The organism is Spiroplasma eriocheiris (genome assembly GCF_001029265.1).
Lineage (GTDB): Bacteria > Bacillota_I > Bacilli_A > Mycoplasmatales > Mycoplasmataceae > Spiroplasma > Spiroplasma eriocheiris.
On sequence record NZ_CP011856.1, the window covers coordinates 811,908 to 828,949 of the forward strand.

Annotated in this window: 20 protein-coding genes; 3 read left to right on the top strand and 17 right to left on the bottom strand. The window is 32.4% G+C overall.

Annotated elements, in window-relative coordinates:
- Window positions 1-22: 22 nt before the first annotated feature.
- Window positions 23-367 (bottom strand): holo-ACP synthase, encoded by a 345-nt coding sequence (locus SERIO_RS03685; RefSeq protein ID WP_236682134.1) that lies wholly within the window; start codon window positions 365-367, stop codon window positions 23-25.
- 79 nt (window positions 368-446) lie between these two features.
- Between SERIO_RS03685 and rnhC the strand changes: the two genes are divergently transcribed.
- Window positions 447-1,334 carry a ribonuclease HIII gene (rnhC, locus tag SERIO_RS03690; protein ID WP_047791529.1) on the top strand — a complete coding sequence of 296 codons (888 nt, stop codon included), beginning with the start codon at window positions 447-449 and terminating at the stop codon, window positions 1,332-1,334.
- A 10-nt stretch (window positions 1,335-1,344) separates the two neighbouring features.
- Here the strand turns inward: rnhC and SERIO_RS03695 are convergent, their stop codons facing one another.
- From SERIO_RS03695 to SERIO_RS03765, 16 genes are all read right to left on the bottom strand, one after another.
- On the bottom strand, window positions 1,345-1,833 hold the full coding sequence (locus SERIO_RS03695) for a deoxycytidylate deaminase (RefSeq protein ID WP_047791530.1): 489 nt from the start codon (window positions 1,831-1,833) through the stop codon (window positions 1,345-1,347).
- Between the two features lie 2 nt (window positions 1,834-1,835).
- Window positions 1,836-3,200, bottom strand: a complete 1,365-nt coding sequence (locus SERIO_RS03700; RefSeq protein WP_047791531.1) for a rhomboid family intramembrane serine protease — start codon at window positions 3,198-3,200, stop codon at window positions 1,836-1,838.
- Window positions 3,193-4,131, bottom strand: coding sequence for an RluA family pseudouridine synthase (locus tag SERIO_RS03705; RefSeq protein WP_047791532.1), 939 nt, complete (start codon window positions 4,129-4,131; stop codon window positions 3,193-3,195). Before SERIO_RS03705 ends, SERIO_RS03700 begins: the two co-directional genes overlap by 8 nt.
- Window positions 4,124-4,702, bottom strand: coding sequence for a signal peptidase II (lspA, locus tag SERIO_RS03710; RefSeq protein ID WP_047791533.1), 579 nt, complete (start codon window positions 4,700-4,702; stop codon window positions 4,124-4,126). The genes SERIO_RS03705 and lspA overlap by 8 nt, the downstream gene beginning before the upstream one ends.
- Window positions 4,703-4,743: 41 nt before the next feature.
- Complete coding sequence (gene ileS, locus SERIO_RS03715) at window positions 4,744-7,458, bottom strand: isoleucine--tRNA ligase (RefSeq protein WP_047791534.1); 2,715 nt, start codon at window positions 7,456-7,458, stop codon at window positions 4,744-4,746.
- A 230-nt stretch (window positions 7,459-7,688) separates the two neighbouring features.
- Complete coding sequence (locus tag SERIO_RS03720) at window positions 7,689-8,084, bottom strand: hypothetical protein (protein WP_047791535.1); 396 nt, start codon at window positions 8,082-8,084, stop codon at window positions 7,689-7,691.
- Window positions 8,085-8,097: 13 nt separating this feature from the next.
- Complete coding sequence (locus tag SERIO_RS03725; RefSeq protein WP_047791536.1) at window positions 8,098-8,847, bottom strand: hypothetical protein; 750 nt, start codon at window positions 8,845-8,847, stop codon at window positions 8,098-8,100.
- Between the two features lies 1 nt (window position 8,848).
- Window positions 8,849-9,268 (bottom strand): cell division protein SepF, encoded by a 420-nt coding sequence (locus SERIO_RS03730; RefSeq protein WP_047791537.1) that lies wholly within the window; start codon window positions 9,266-9,268, stop codon window positions 8,849-8,851.
- 2 nt (window positions 9,269-9,270) lie between these two features.
- Window positions 9,271-10,506 carry a cell division protein FtsZ gene (gene ftsZ / locus SERIO_RS03735; protein WP_236682135.1) on the bottom strand — a complete coding sequence of 412 codons (1,236 nt, stop codon included), beginning with the start codon at window positions 10,504-10,506 and terminating at the stop codon, window positions 9,271-9,273.
- 82 nt (window positions 10,507-10,588) lie between these two features.
- Window positions 10,589-11,878, bottom strand: coding sequence for a cell division protein FtsA (locus tag SERIO_RS03740; protein WP_047791538.1), 1,290 nt, complete (start codon window positions 11,876-11,878; stop codon window positions 10,589-10,591).
- Window positions 11,879-11,923: 45 nt separating this feature from the next.
- The gene (rsmH, locus tag SERIO_RS03745) at window positions 11,924-12,865 is read right to left on the bottom strand and encodes a 16S rRNA (cytosine(1402)-N(4))-methyltransferase RsmH (protein ID WP_047792023.1); all 942 of its coding nucleotides are present in this window, start codon (window positions 12,863-12,865) and stop codon (window positions 11,924-11,926) included.
- A gap of 4 nt (window positions 12,866-12,869) precedes the next feature.
- Window positions 12,870-13,331 (bottom strand): division/cell wall cluster transcriptional repressor MraZ, encoded by a 462-nt coding sequence (gene mraZ / locus SERIO_RS03750; RefSeq protein ID WP_236682137.1) that lies wholly within the window; start codon window positions 13,329-13,331, stop codon window positions 12,870-12,872.
- A gap of 208 nt (window positions 13,332-13,539) precedes the next feature.
- A complete protein-coding gene (rpmF, locus tag SERIO_RS03755) occupies window positions 13,540-13,716 on the bottom strand; it encodes a 50S ribosomal protein L32 (protein WP_025317487.1) in 177 nt (58 codons plus the stop codon).
- The gene (locus SERIO_RS03760; RefSeq protein ID WP_053040838.1) at window positions 13,716-14,240 is read right to left on the bottom strand and encodes a YceD family protein; all 525 of its coding nucleotides are present in this window, start codon (window positions 14,238-14,240) and stop codon (window positions 13,716-13,718) included. Before SERIO_RS03760 ends, rpmF begins: the two co-directional genes overlap by 1 nt.
- 71 nt (window positions 14,241-14,311) lie before the next feature.
- Window positions 14,312-14,476 (bottom strand): DUF3761 domain-containing protein, encoded by a 165-nt coding sequence (locus tag SERIO_RS06515; RefSeq protein WP_148553443.1) that lies wholly within the window; start codon window positions 14,474-14,476, stop codon window positions 14,312-14,314.
- Window positions 14,477-14,815: 339 nt separating this feature from the next.
- Window positions 14,816-15,253, bottom strand: coding sequence for a hypothetical protein (locus SERIO_RS03765; RefSeq protein ID WP_047791539.1), 438 nt, complete (start codon window positions 15,251-15,253; stop codon window positions 14,816-14,818).
- A 159-nt stretch (window positions 15,254-15,412) separates the two neighbouring features.
- Between SERIO_RS03765 and SERIO_RS03770 the strand changes: the two genes are divergently transcribed.
- Entirely contained in the window at window positions 15,413-16,120 is a 708-nt protein-coding gene (locus tag SERIO_RS03770; protein ID WP_047791540.1) for an ABC transporter ATP-binding protein, read from the top strand.
- A complete protein-coding gene (locus SERIO_RS03775) occupies window positions 16,120-17,010 on the top strand; it encodes an ABC transporter permease (protein WP_047791541.1) in 891 nt (296 codons plus the stop codon). The genes SERIO_RS03770 and SERIO_RS03775 overlap by 1 nt, the downstream gene beginning before the upstream one ends.
- Window positions 17,011-17,042 lie beyond the last annotated feature (32 nt).

Sequence of the window (17,042 nt, forward strand, 5' to 3'; positions counted from 1 at the left end):
AAAAATAGTTAACATTTGTTAACTATTTTTCGGATAAAATTGCGATCCCAACACTATATTCTTCTTCATGACTTAAGGAAATGTTTAAAAACTCATTTTCAACTAAGTTTAGCCCTGTGACTTTTAATTTATTGTCATCGCCCGTGGCAATACAAACAGTATTAAGTGGAAAATTATATTCTAAGGCCTTAATTAAAGCTTCTTTAACCGCTCATCTTCCTGCTAAGTATTCTCGTTTGCGTGTTTTACTATCAATACTACTATAATATTGAAATTCTTTTTCCGCTAAAATTTTACTGGCAAACTGATCATTAACCTTAATACGTTTATTTTTAATAATATCGATCCCCACATTTTTAATCATCATTTTTCCTACTTTCTGATCTTTTTTGACATTATAACATTTAAAAACGATATAATAAAGAAAAAGAAATATGGAGAAAGTTATGACAAGTTGTAGTTTTAAAAAAGTTAATAATAAAGTAATTGCTAACATACAAGCTTATTATCAACCATTTCAAATCGCTAATAAAGACCCCAATAAAGTGGCAGTATATTTCGTTAATAACATTACGATTAGTATTTACCACACAAAAACAGTTCTTTTTCAAGGTGAACATTGTGAACAAGAAGCTAAAAAGTTTTTTCAAATTAATAATCCTCAGTTAACCCCGCCTAAAACTAGTCTTAATTATTATGAACCAAATGTCATTGGTAATGATGAAGTTGGAGTTGGAGATGTTTTTGGTCCCTTAGTAGTAACTAGTTGCTTTATTGATAAGAATGTCATTCCGCAGCTAAAAACATTAGGAATTAAAGATAGTAAAAAACTAAGTGATTATCAAATTATGCAAATTGGGGGGCAACTAAAAAAAATCATCCCCTACCATAGTGAAATTATTGATAACCAAACTTATAATGATTGATATGATCAATATCAAAATTCCCATGTTATCAAAGCAATTGCCCATAATAATGCTATTAAACACTTAATTAAAAAATATCATTGTCATTACCGGCAAATTATTATTGATCAGTTTGTCAATGAAAAGAAATATTATGAATATTTAGCAGCCCAACCCGAAGTTATTAACCATAATGTTATTTTTGTTACTAAGGGTGAAGATAAATCGCTAGCTGTTGCTTGTAGTGCCATTATTAGTCGTTATTTGTTCTTAGAATCAATTATGAAGTTGGAGTATCAATTTCAAATTGCCTTACCATTAGGGGCAAGTGAGCAAGTTAAACTCCTTGCGAATGCTTATAAAAAACAATTTAAACCAACTGAATACCGCCAGTTTATGAAGATTCATTTTAACTTAGCAAAAAAATAAAAACCACGAGTTATTTCGAAACTTGTGGTTTTTTAATAATTACTTCAAGGGGACTAATCGCACGGAATTTAACATTTGCTTTGTTAAGCATCAATTTTGCCGCCTGGTTATCTTCAGTTTGGTCATATTTATCATTATCATAAATAACTTCCGTAATCCCCGCCTGGATAATAATTTTGGTACATCCCGAACAAGGAAATAAGGTGGTATAGATTTTGCAACCACTTAAATCAACCTTAGCACTCAAAATAGCATTTAATTCCGCATGGGCCACATAAGGATATTTGGTTTCTAGATATTCTCCTTCACGATCCCACGGAAATTCATCATCATTTAAACCGCGGGGTAAACCATTATAACCGGTTGCAATAATTTGTTTAATCTCATTAACTACACAACTGCCGACTTGGGTTACCGGATCTTTACTACGCATTGCGCACACATGTGCAACACTTAAAAAGAATTCATCCCAAGTTAAATAATCTGTTCGTTTGTGCATAATTATTTTCGATTCCCAAACAGATTAAACAAATTAGAAAAGAAAGTGTTGGTTGTCTGTAATCCTGGTGGTCATTCACTACGCGGATAGTGGTAATAATTTAGGAGCATATCCTGAATGGCTCCTTTTGAAGTTAACCCCGCATTTCAATAAACAATTAAGGCATTAACTACGGGAGCATTTAACGGAGGAGAATAACGATGGATTGATAATAACACAATACCAATAATTAACACGGCCATTAAAATAAAGACTGGGTATAAAATTGACAGGTTAATCTTTTTAATTTTAAATTCAAATAAGAAACCTAGCGCACTCCCAATAAAGAATCCACTAAAAACAACTAAATACGAGGGAAAATTGCTAGTAATTAACGGTAAAATAATTAACCAGATTGGAACAATAATTGTTCGCTGGTTAGAAACTAGGGAAGCTAAATCTTCTTTCCCAAAATTATAACTAAATAAAGCCCCTCACAAAATTGCTAACACCACAAATGAACCCGAAAAAATCGTATTGGGCATTGTTGCGGATAAGAATAATCCCGCTAACGGAACACCAATAATAACAATCAGTGTTAATTTTCACCGCCCTAAGACCGCTTCATTATAACGAGAAATATTAAATAAAATAAAGATGTTTAAAATTAATAAAAAGATATTACTATCAAACAAGGGAAAAGTTCATAACCGTCACCACTGTTGGGATCATACGAGTAAATCACGAGTGATTCCCCCATACACAAGGGTTACCGAATCAGCATCAAGACCTTGAGTTTGAAAAAGCTGGTTACCAAAGAATACCTGAATAATTGGGATTACTAATAATAACACGACAAAAATTCAAGTGACCATTAAGTTATTCATACTTAATTTATCACTTAACTGTTTTAAATTTTTTGTTAACTTACTATTGGGGTCTTTAATATCCTCTAAAATTTGCTCGGCGGACATATTTTTTAAGTTTTCTTCTTCCCCACTATCATTTTGTTGTAAACTAGGGAAGAATTCCGCTACTTTATTTTGATAATTATTATTATCAACAAATAACGTAACATCACCATTATCATTGCGGATTTGCTGAGAATTATTGGCAATTAAGACAATTGATAACACATTCAATTTGGCACGCTGAAACTTTTTCGTTAAATACTCACGTAATGAAAGGACAACTTCATCATCAATTTGATAATGCATGGGATCATTGTTAAAATTATCAACAATTTTAATGATCTGAAACTGCTTATTATCAACTTTATATAAATAAACATTATTATTACTACGCGGTTTAACCTTATAAACATTGTACTTTTCAACTTTTATAAAGTAGTCAACTAATGATAATTTTTCTTTATCAAAACTATTCATATGATGTTCCTTTCTCTGCTAACTCAGCTAGTTTATTGCGAAACTCGATAGGGAGTTCAGAAGTAAATGTTAGCTGTTCACCCGTATGGGGTTGAGTTAAAACTAATTGGTAAGCATGCAAATATTGCCCAAACGGAATGCTTTTATCTTCAGGATAACCATATAGCGGATCACCGAGAACTGGATGGTTAATATATTTTAAGTGCACCCGAATTTGATGGGTTCGTCCAGTTTCCAAATTACATTCTATATAAGTATAATCTTTAAATCTTTGAATTACAACAATATTTGTAATTGCATTTTTAGAATTTTTACTAGTGACATTCATTTTCTTACGATCATTAGAGTCACGGCCAATCGGAGCAGTTATTTTTGCTTTATCCACCGCAATTACTCCGTGCACAATTGCTAAATACTGGCGATGCATTGTTTTTTGCTGAATTTGTTCTTGTAAGTGTTGGTGGGCAAAGTCATTTTTGGCAACCACCAATAACCCCGTCGTTTGGCGATCAATCCGATGGACAATTCCCGGACGTTCAGCACCCCCAATTGTTGACCATTTGCGATCTAACGCCAAAAGACCATTTACCAAAGTGCCTTCATAATGCCCTGGCGCTGGATGGACAACTAAATTATTGGGTTTATCAATAACCATTAAATCCTCATCTTCATAAATAATTGATAATTCCATTGGTTGGGGTTTAATTGCAGATGGCTGGTCTTCTCCTACTGGCACTAAAATTTGAATGTGATCATTAATTTTTAACTGATAATTATTTGTAACAATAGTGTTATTAACTAAAATTTGGTGATTATTAATTAATGTTTGAATTTTGGTACGCGATATTGGTTCGGAACTATTACTAAAATATTGTTGTAAATATTTATCAATCCGCATTTCTTGGTCACTAATAATTTCTTTGTTATTCATTTTCTTCCTCTTCTTCTTGGTGATGACGAATATAATAGTAGCGAATGATTTCAACAATAATGGCAATTACTAACACGACGACTCCAAATGTCACACACATATCTGCAAAATTGAAAATACTATAGGGGGGGAATAATTCCCATGCCAGAAAATCAACGACACCCCCATCATTTCACATGCGGTCAATTAAATTACCAAAACCACCCGCTGTGATCATAATTAATCCCACCGTAGCAATTTTGTTATTCAAATATAAAAATAAACTAAAAGCAATTAAAGTAATAAAAACAGCACCGGTAATGGTCCCGGCCAAATTATCACTGTTCGCTCCGAAGGCAATTCCCCGGTTAATAACAAATTTAAAATTAATAAAACCATCAATAAACTTGACCGCGGGAGCGAATTCGTCATGGGAAAGATATTTAAAAGCAAGTTGTTTTGTAACAATATCAATGATTAATAAACCAATAAAAATTGGCAAGCAGACAACTAGTTTATACTTTCACCGATAATCTCGTGTTTTAAAATGTTCTTTAAGATCAATTCCAAACTGCTTAATTCTTTCTCACATTAATGTTTTCTCCTTATTTGATAAAGATATTATCTCATATTTTACTTATATAATACATCAAAACATCTTTGACAAATTTCATTATTTTCCGATAATTTGTCAACAATCATCCAACAACGAGCACATTTATGCCCAACTTTTTCCTGAACTTTCAAATAACTAGTTGGATATGAGGTTAATCCCTCTTTATTATTAGTAAAGATAATTTCACTGACAATAAAGATTTGATGTAAATCTTCAATATCTTGCAATTCTTGGTAGTCTGGTTGTAAGTAAATTGTTAATTGACAAGCTAATGATTTTTTAATTGCTTTGGCTTCCCGTTGGACTTCTAACTCCTTATTAACATCATCCCGCAGTCTTAAAACTTTATCTCATTTCACAATTAAATTATCATTCACAACAACGGGAACTTCATGCTCCGCTTCTAAATGAACTGATGGTGCTTTGCGATCATAGTTAATAAAACGGTGGGCTTCTTCAACTGTATGGGGAAGCAATGGTTTTAAAACATCAATTAAAGTTCGATAAATATGGTATAAAGTTGTTTGAACGGCACACCGACGGGGAGCTTTTGCTTTTTCAATATATAAAATATCCTTAATAAAATCTAAATAAAATTTTGATAAAGTGTTAATAACAAAGTTATTAATTAGAATATAAACATTATTAAAATTATAATCTTCATAAGCATTATCAACTTTTTTCTTAAATTGTTGGGTTAAATGTAAAGTATATAAATCAACTTCGGCTAACTGGTCAGTAGAATCTTTATCAACATTAAAATCACTTAGGTTAGTTAAAATAAAACGTAAGGTATTACGAATTTTTCGGTATGATTCGGCACATTGTTTAATAATTTCAGGGCCAATTTTAACATCATCTGTGTAGTCAACCGAGGCAACTCACATTCGTAAAATGTCACTTCCATATTCATCAACAATATCTAGCGGAGAAATTGTATTTCCAAGCGATTTCGACATTTTACGGCCTTTTTCATCATTAACAAACCCATGTGATAGTACTGTTTTATAAGGAGCATGGTTATTATCAATTACCGCCGTAATTAACGAAGAGTTGAATCAACCACGGAATTGGTCATTTCCTTCTAAATAAACATCAACTGGATAATTAAGATGACGATTTTTAATGACTGCTAAGTTGCTAACCCCACTATCAAATCAAACATCCATAATATCTTGTTCTTTTCGTCAACCCTTATGTTGATAGGCAGTTGGTAATAACTGATCTGCTGACCAGGTAAATCAAATATTAGTTGTTTGTTCTTGTTTAAATAATTTTAAAACATGGTCAATTAGTTCTAAACTAAATTGTGGATTATTATTTTCATCATAAAAAGCAATAATTGGAACTCCCCATAATCGTTGACGGGAAATACACCAGTCATCCCGGTTAGCAATCATATCCAACATTCGTTTTTGGGCTCATTCGGGATTTCAATTAACTTTTTTAATTTCCTTCAATAATTGGGGTTTTAATTTTTCAATTGAAACAAACCATTGGGCAGTGGCGCGATAAATAATTGGTTTTTTTGTTCGTCAGTCAATTCCTTGCCGGTGCTTAATAAATTTTAACTTTAATAAATGCCCAGTTTGTTCTAATTTTTGTCCGATAATTTTATTTGCATCTTCATAAAAGACACCAACTAAACTAGGGTCATTAATCTCCATGGTATATTTACCCTGATCATCTAAGGGCGCATAAATTTCAACTCCGTTGGCTTTGGCAATTAGATAATCATCTTCGCCAAATCCAGAAGCAATATGAACAATTCCGGTTCCACTGTCGGTTGTTACATGGTGACCAGCGACAACTTTTGAAATAAGGCCAGAATTCCAAGCATGTTCAGTTTCAATGCCAACTAAATCTTTACCACTAATTTCTTTTACCACGTGAAAATCAGTCCATCCCATTGTGGCACTTACCGTTGCTAGTAAATCACTAGCAACGACATATTCTTGCTCATCGATCTTAACTACACTATAAGAAATTTTCTCACCAACTGCTAATAATTGGTTCATGGGAATTGTTCAAGGAGTTGTTGTTCAAATAATAATTTTACTATTCGGTGCTAAGTGCTTGTTACCTTTAATAACTTTAAAGGTAACATAAATTGAGGGAGTGGTCACATCTTCATATTCAATTTCCGCTTCCGCAAGTGCTGATTCCGATGTGGGCGATCAATACACTGGTTTTAAATAACGATAAACTAAATTTTTTTCAACCATTGTTTTAAATAACTCTAACTGACTAATTTCATAGTCCAAATCCAAGGTAACATATTTATCATTAAAATCTGTTAGTAATCCTAAACGACTAAACTGGCTAATTTGATTATTAATTTGGTTAAGGGCATACTGCTGACAAATTTCACGAAATTCACCAGGAGGGGTTGCTTTCCGGTCCACGCCGCTATTAACAACTGCACTTTCAATTGGCAATCCGTGGGTATCTCATCCACAAATTCAGGGCGCATAGTATCCTTTATTGGTATAATAACGCACAATAAAATCTTTTAAAATTTTGTTTAAACTATGACCAACATGGAGATTTCCATTAGCATAAGGAGGACCATCATGCAAAATAAATTGATGATGTTTTTTATTTTTGGTTAAAATTTGGTTAACAAGGTTAGTAGCTAACCATTCCTGCTGGATGGTTGGTTCCTTAGTGTTTAAATTTGCTTTCATTTCAAATAATGTTGTTGGCATTAATAAAGTATCTTTGTAATTCATTGTGAAGTCCTTTCTGAATAAAAAAAGTAAGCGGGGTAAGAGTGTTCACAACACGGTACCATCTTACTTCATAAACAAATATAATTGTTTATCTCAATTAAACCTTTTGCAATTGTTCATAAAAGTGATAATTAAATCGTAATTATAGTTAGCTTCCATCATCCTAACCTTGCTGGAACAATTACTTGATTTAACCGTGGCTTTTACTTTATAAATTAAATATACACTAATTATTTAATTTTGTTAATAATTTCTTTCTTAATCATTTCACTAATTCGTTCCCCATCATTAACCGAAAAGGCATAAATCCGTTTGTTCCGTTCGAGAAAATCATCAATTGCTTTTAAAACATTCTGGGGATTATGACGATTAGCATCAATTTCATCTAATAACCAAGCAATTTCTTCTTTAAAAGCATAAGAAAAATCAACCGCTTTCATAATAATTCGTCCGGCATTATGGCTAGCTACCTCAAATGCTTCACGTGATTTTTCAACATTATAGCGTGAAACATGTTCTAAATGCTGGAGTTCTTGAATTTGATGGATTAATTCCTGATTATCTTTTGTTAACTTAGCAATAATTTCACTTTGTTCTTGAATTATTTCTTTTAAATCTTGACTCATAACCTGCTCCCATCTATTTAAATTTAGCAATTGTTAGTCGATAGTTATCATTTTTATTTTTGATAATTGCCGCAATCCGAAAACGGCCATACTTTCTTATTGATATTATATTATCATAAGATACTAAAAATGTCTTGGTGTTGACCGCCGAAAAATTAACAAAAACATTATTTTTTTGAATCATAGTTTGAGCATTATCCCGCGAAAGATGACAAATCGCACTAACAACCGCATCAAGGCGTAAACTTTTAACATTTTTACTAAATTCATCAAATTGGTGATTAATCGTAATTTGGTCAGTAGTTGGTTGAAAAGAAACAACCTGGTTATTAATTACTAAGGGGTGAGTTGTCAAAACATTTGCTACTTTTGCTAAACAACTAAGCGCAATAATTTCGGCAGTCACATATAAATCACCAAAAACACGGAGTTCTAAGCCCAGTTCATTTAAGAGATAACCAAGAACTTCATTGTGTTGTAAAAGCGCACTAGGATTTTGCTTGGCAACCAGCACCACAAGATTAGGCGTGGGGGTGTTGATTGTTATTGTTGAACGAAAACTATTTACCATTCCTGGATGTTGATAATAATTAGTAACCCCTTCTTTTTTAAAAACAGCTTTCAGAATCTCAATTTGGCGTAAATCAAGAAAATCGGTCTGAACAATCAAGCTTTGTTTTGCCTGTTCACACCAACCTTTTAGTTTATTAATAAATTGATATTCTGTTTGATAATGCGTTAGTAAAACTTCTTTCTTAACCATCTTAACCTTGCAAGACAAATTCGTAAGTTTTATTTGCTAACTTACTAACTTTTCCATTCAAAGCATACATTACCCCACTTAAAAAATCTAGTAACCGGATCCGTTCTTCTTTTGAAAGGTTTGTTAATTGGACTTGTAAATGACGAGTTTTAATTAACTGGTCCGCTAAGCGGGCCCCATCATGAAAACTGGTTGGAATAATGCTGTTCTCTTCAGCATTATCAAAACTTGCTGGGAGATTAGGAGAAGTTGGGTTACCATCTTCTTCAAATTCAACGCGGTTAAGGTTACTAGTTTCAATATTATCATTGGTTTTTTCATAGTCAAGATCATTATTATCCCGATGAGGGTTTTCGGAAAAATCAATGCGGTTGGCCGGCTGGTCCACCACTGTTGAACGTTTCTTTTTAAAAATTCCCATAATTATCAGCTTCTTCTCACAAATGGTGGCAAGTCATCGTCATCATCATCGTCTTCTTGACTATTTTCATAAGCTTTTCCTGAAACATGTTCTCTTCACGCATTAATGCGACGATTAGCATTCTCATGACCATTACTTTCTGAATTGAAATAACTTGGTCGTTTGCGAACCACTTCGGGATCACCCGCAGATTCTTTTTCATCGCTAACTGGTTCATCATCATCTTGGTGATACTCTTCTTCACTAGCGCGGTAATTAGTTCCTTCCGCTCCAAAATTATGGTAGTCATCATCAAAACCAGTTGCAATAACTGTCACAATCATCTCATCTTCTAAATGTTCATTGACAGCGGTTCCGAAAATAATATTAACTTCGCCCCCAATTGCTTGTTTAACAATATCAACCGCATCGTTGGCGTCGTTTAGGGTTAAAGTATTACCCCCCGTTACGTTAATAATGGCATCTTTCGCACCGCGAATTGAAGCTTCTAATAATGGCGAAATAATTGCTTTATTGGCTGCTTCAATCGCCTTGTCTTTTCCCGAACCAATTCCAATTCCAAATAAGGCGTTTCCCTTGTTTTTCATCACAGTTTTAATATCGGCAAAATCTAAGTTAATTAGCGAAGGAACGGCAATTAAATCAGTGATTGTTTGAACACCTTGGCGCAGAATATTATCGGCTTCTTTAAAGGAATCTTTTAACGGTACGCCTCCAATTACTTCTAACAAGCGATCATTTGAAATAATAATTAACGAATCAACATGTTGGCGCAGTTCTTCGGTTCCCTGAATGGCATAACTATTGCGAGCACGCCCTTCAAAAGTAAACGGTGTCGTAATAATCCCCACTGTTAAAGCCCCCATTTCACGGGCAATTTTTGCAATAATTGGCGCTGCTCCGGTTCCGGTTCCCCCGCCCATCCCGGCGGCCACAAAAACCATGTCGGCTCCTTTTAAGACTTCTTTAATTTCATCGGTTGATTCAATTGCGGCTTGGCGACCAATATCAGGGTTAGCACCTGCCCCCAAACCTTTTGAAGTTTCCTTACCTAGGACAATCTTTTGTCTTGATTTAGAAACACTAATAATTTGAGCATCCGTGTTGGCAACAATAAATTCTACTCCCTGCACTCCTGCTTCAATCATCCGGTTAACTGCGTTATTACCAGCACCTCCAACACCAATTACTTTAATTGATGCTACTTGCTCATAATTATCAAAATTTTCGATTGCCATAATTTTACCTCCATAATATGTTTTATTTTTTCTTTTGAATATATTGTACTATGTTCTTGCTAAATTTGCACGCTGTTTTAATTTAATTGCTTTGGTTAATAATTGGTTGGTTTTGATAACCTTGGTAGGTTGGTTGACGATATTCTGGTTGGCGAGCAGTTGGGACACTTGGTTGGGGTTGGTGGTGCGGGAAACTAACATATTGTTCATCCACCGATTGAATATTAACCCCACTCACTTTGTTTGCGAGATGTTGATAATAAATGTTCCCTAGTAAACTTGTACACCAAATTTCCTTGGCTCCAACAACTTCTGGTAAGTACACCGAAATCCGTTGGCCGGGATTCATTTTTAATAACATTTCTTTAAAACCACTAATTTTTAAAATTGTCCCGACTACGACAATTGGATAGTCATATTTTTCTAAGGTTGTGATTAACTTGTGGTTTAAATGTTCTAATTCTCCCGCAATTGTTTGGTTAACAATTGCTCGTAAATCCGCATGCGTTAATTTGATTTGTTGTTTTGTTTGCGGATTATATTTACTATAGATAATTAAATTATCCCGTAAATCATTATTTAAATTTATTATTTTATATAAATATTTTAAGGCTTGTTTGTTGTCACAATTCATGATTGTTCGTAGTTTGTTAAGAATTTTCTTAACACCCCCCGGAATTACGACCTGTTCACATAAGGTTTCCCGAACAAAGACATGCGCTTTAATTGCATCATAGTCCCAGTCAACAATAATAATTCCGTTTTGTAAATCATATTGCGAAGCAACATTTCAAGCTAAACTAAATGACGATGGTAGGATACCCATAATTTCTACCTTAGCATACTTTAACATGTTAAAGATGCTTTTAATAATACTTGTTTTAGTAAGATAAACAATTGATTTGATGCTAATTTTATGTGCAGCAAATCCAATTGGAGGTTGTGATAATGCTTTTTGTTCATTAAGAATATAGCGATATGGACGGATAAAGAAAGCAGTTTGGTCGTCTAACGCGGGAACTTCTTTGGCGAGACTAATTAAAGCATCAATGTCATTTTTAGTAATTAACCGATCTTGCGTTAAATTTAACATTTTAGTTGATGTTTTAATTTGCAAATGATCATTGGGAACACTAACGGCAACCCGTTGTAAACTAATTCCTAACTGTTTATTGGCATCTTTAATAATGTATGCTAGTTCTTTGGCAACATTTTTTTCATCAATAATAGTTCCGGCGGTGCAAAAACGATATTCTAGGTTCTTTTTGTATAAAACTTTAATTTGTGATTCATGGTAAATTCCGACCATAAAATTTAATTCATAGTTTTTAACTTCTAACACCCCGTAGATTTCTTTAAGTTTAAATTCCATATCTTTCACCTCCTTTGTGTAAAATATCTTTAAATTTTAAAAATATTAAGTCACCCGTTTTAATATTCTTAACTTGGCACTCTTACTTCTCCGATTTTCACCCGTTTCTTGTTCGGAAGGAGTAATTGCTTTTTTCGTTATAATTTGATAATCACTTTGATAGTTACTCATTATTGGTAACTTTTGATTGACAGTCTGGTTTGGATCAGTTGTTAAACTTGTAAATAATTGTTTAACAATCCGATCTTCAATTGAATGAAAGGTAATTACCACTAAGCGACCATTTGGTTTTAACAGCTTCACCGCTTGGGATAAGGATGTTTTTAACACAAATAACTCCTGGTTTACTTCAATGCGAATTGCTTGAAAGACTTGTTTGGCTGGATGTTTTGGTTTTTTTAAAACTTTTTGGGGAAGAACCTTTTTAATGATATCCACTAGTTCAAAGGTAGTGGAAATTGGGTTATTAGCACGAGCGCTGACAATTGCTTTGGCAATTGGTCGTGCAAATTTTTCTTCACCATATTCTCAGAAAATCCGGGTTAATTCGGCTTCTGAATAAGTATTAACAACTGTTTTTGCTGTTAATGCTTGGTTTTGGTTCATCCGCATGTCAAGTTCACTATCATAACGGTAACTAAAGCCCCGATGGTGATCATCAAACTGGGGTGAAGAAACTCCCAAGTCATATAAAATCCCATCAACTTTTGTTACTCCCCGCAGCAATAATTCGGCGGTAATGTTTGCAAAGTTAGCATTAATAATCTCATAATTTGATTTGTTTAGCCCTTGTAATCTAGTTTGAGATTCTTTAATTGCTTGACTATCTTGTTCAAAAGCATACAGTTCTCCTGTTGTTAGCTGCTTAAGAATCGCGATACTATGGCCCGCACGACCTAATGTGCAGTCAACATAGATTCCCGTTGGTTTAATATCTAAACCAGCAATCGATTCTGCTAATAATACTGAATAGTGTTCAAAGTTCATGGCGTTAAATTTTTTCTTCAAAATTTTTCGCGGCATCTTCCATTGCTGGAGCACCATTAATATATTGGTTTCAAACAGCAGGATCTCATAATTCTAAGTGATCATTATTACCAATAATAACGACATCTTTTACGATCTGTACTTTTTCTTGTAAAATACTAGAAAGTTTAATGCGCCCGGCATTATCGAAAGTAGTTTCATCAGACATTGACATTACTTTCCGCGCTAGTGCCCTTCCTTCGGCAGTTGCTTGGCCAGTTGAACTAATTTTCGCAGTTCACTTGTTTCATTCTTCTTCGTTACGAACATCGATACAACCATCAAAACCAAGAGAAATAAAGACCTTATTATCTTTAAATTGCTCTCGTAATTTCGAAGGAATTGTTAATCTTCCCTTGTCATCTAGTGTATGATTGTAAGTTCCTAGAAGTGCCATTGTCTCCCACTTCACCCCACTTTCACACATATTATATTCCACTTTCTCCCACAATGCAACACTTTTTAGCGTTTTTTTATATTATTTTCCGCTTTTTACCAGATTACTGCTTAATTTCAAGGCAATTTTACCCCACTTTCTCCCACCAATAAAATAAAGATGGAAACTAGGAAAAATCGCAAAAAAATGAAAAAAACATTAATCACCAGACTAATGTTCTCATTAATTCGAAAGATAACTAATCAACTTTCACAATTTCTTTATTTTTATAATACCCACATTCACGACAAACACGGTGAGGTTTAATTGTTGCCCCACAATTACTACATGTAGTTAAGGTTGCCAAGGCTAATTTAAAGTGTGTGCGACGTTTTCTTTTAGCTTGTTTCGATGTCTTACGAAATGGAACTGCCATTATTTTCCCTCCTTATTCTTCTGTTCATATTGCTCTTTTAGCTCTTCTCAGCGTGGATCTACTTTATTAGCTTGATATTCATCAAGTTCCTGGTCAGAAATAACCTGTCAAGATGAATCACCACTAATTATTGTATCATCATTTATTGAGAAATTAATAGGAATATTCATAATAATTTCATCAATTGCATATTTTATTATATCAAAATTATTTTCATTTAAATAATTTATATTAGGATTTTCACTAAATTCAAAAGAATATTCATCATTTCAATCCAATACCAGTGGGTATGGAATAATTCGTAATGTGCGAGCATCCACAATCATTGTATTGGTTACAATTTTAATACTAACTGTAATCACTCTTGTTGACTGGTCATAATCAACTTCACCTTGTAAATGAAGATCAGTAATCGCTTTTAATGGCTCGTAACTAAAAGAAGTTTGATTAACTTTAAATCGATCATTAATAGTATAATGTGGGTTAGCAATTAGATCTTTTTCTGTTAAAACAATAATTATCACATCCTTATTTTTCATAAATCAACAAATATTATTATAAACTATAATATCCAATATTTAAATTTTTTTTAAAATTATTTAACCCCACCATGGTGAGAACAAGTCCCACTACCAGCAGAATTACTTCAACTTTCATCATTACATTGGGTAGTATTACCAGTACAACTACATTTTGTACTTGTAACTGTGGTAAATGGTAAAAATGATATTAAACTTATAATTAAAATTAATTTCTTCATTTTTTATTTTTCCTGTAGGGAATTTTTATAGTCACCATTATTCATTTTCAATAAATTATTAAAACCAAAAATAGGGCCATTTTTTCTGAATATTATTATTTGTGTTAGTTTTTTATAATGATCATTTAATTTTTTTAAATTTAAAGATTACGATTTTACATATAAAATGCCAGTTATTACTAATTTTCATACTCTATAATGTTTCATTTTTTTATAAATTCCTTATTTTTTTGATCACTTCATACATTTTTTTTATTCTAATTAATTAAATATTGAACTTAATTTTAAAAATCATTGATTTAAATATTATATTTTACTAATTAGTAATTTTTAAATTATCTAATCTTCTTTTCTTAAAATATCAATTAATATCTTCGAGATAAAAATACGTTGATTTTTTTCAAGTAATATTTCTATCTCTTCTAAGTCTTGAGGATGTTTAATTACTTTTTCAATATCCTTAGAAATAACATTATCAGAATTTTGTAAAACAAATTTAACATTATCAATTCTTTTATTAATTTTTGCTTTTAATATTTGAATATCATCTTGATCATTAGATTCTAAAACTACTAGCCTTGGATTTTCAATGCTCATTAACATTTCATGCGAATCTAATACTTTTTTAACTAGTACTAAAAAACTAGATACTACACCACTATCTTTAAATGAATTGACTAAAGATAAACTTAAACTACCATCTAGTTTTTTATACGCCACATAATAATTATATATGTTCCTTGTTTTAAAAATATCGTCTTCCTTCTCTATCTCCATTGTACAACCAAATATAAAAAAAATTAATTATTTTTTGAATTTTTTTATAATTTTTTTCTTATTTGCATTTCTAACTTTCCATAGTATAATGGTGTTTGGATTGACTAACAACTAATGAAAAACTAGTTTGAACTTTATTAAAATAGTAAAGGAGCAACTATGCAAACAATTCTCAAAATTAATAATCTAAGAAAAAATTATGGAAAAAAAGAAGTCTTAAAAGATATTAACTTAAATGTTTATCAGGGTGAAAACATTGCCATTTTAGGCGCAAATGGAAGTGGAAAAACCACTCTTGTTGAAATTATTTGCCAAACCAAAACTGCGAGTGGTGGAGAAATTCATTACCATTTTTCAAATGATAAAATCAAAGAAAATATTGGAATTCAATTCCAAGATGGGGATTGACCAGATGGGTTATCGGCAAAAGACATTCTTGAATTTTACAAGGCTTTGTATCCCCATGTTAGTGAAGAAGAAACGTTCGCTTTAATTAAAGCTTTTGATCTTACCGAATTTTTTTCCCGTCCTTTAAATCGGTTATCGGGAGGTCAACGCCAACGGTTTAATGCTTTATTAGCAGTATTTCATAAACCAGAATTAATAATTTTAGATGAGGTTTCAACCGGGTTAGATATTCAATTACGACACAATATTTTAAAATTTTTAAAAAATATGACGCAGGATCACCAAAAAACAATTATGTTAATTAGTCATAATCCCGATGAAGTTGAATTCTTATGTGACCGGTTAGTTATTTTACACGAGGGAAAAATATATTTTGATGCCAAGATCAAAGATGTCATTGATAAGTACCAAGGTGTCGCAAAACTAATGGATCTTTACTTTGAAGGAGGATTAAAATAATGGTTAATAAAATTAAAAAAAGTAATGCTAAACAACCTGGGGAGTTTATTTTTAAACAACAACCATGAGGATTATACTGAAAACTAATGGTGCTTTTCTTGAAAAGTTTTCGTCGTAACTTCCGGAATATCTTCTTTGTGTTTATTATGCCAATTTTCTTTATGGTAATCTTTTATTTTGTTCTCCGCGATATTTATCAAAATGGAACTAACATGATTAAAGCTGGTTATATCTTACTAGCCCCAATGACTGCAGGGATTACTAGTTTAGCAACAACAATTGCCGAATGAAAAAATTCAATCTTTTTAAAACGCTTAGATGTTACGCCTGTTAAAAAGTGACAATTTATTAGTACCTTAATTATCTTTTATTTTATTATTTCAATCTTATCAACTTTTTGAACAATGTTATGAACAATTATTGTTGATCCCCAGCCAACAGTTAAATACTTGGCAACCATTAACTGAGGCTATTTTATTTTAGGTGTTATCCTTTTCATCTTTGTTTCAATTGGGATTGGAATTTTAATTGGCGGGTTAGCAAAATCAGTGGGAATGGCCCAAGCATTAGCGTTAAGTATCTATTTCCCTTCAATGTTCTTATCAGGAATTATGATCCCCGCCTATGTTATTGCGAGAGCTCGTAATATTTTTAATGACATTGGTTATATTTTCCCCCATAAATATGCGGCAACAATTGCAATTTACGGGTGAAATATTAATGCTAATCCTTACATCTATGATAATCCTAGTGATTTAACTAATAAGGTTAGTTTAATCCAAGCAATGGGTTTTTCACGATTATACATCCCAATTATAGTAGCTTGTGGGTGATCGGCCGGATTATTTATCCTAAGTGGCCTAACTTTTAAATGAGAAGTTAAAAATTAAACAATAAAAAAACATCATTATAATAATGATGT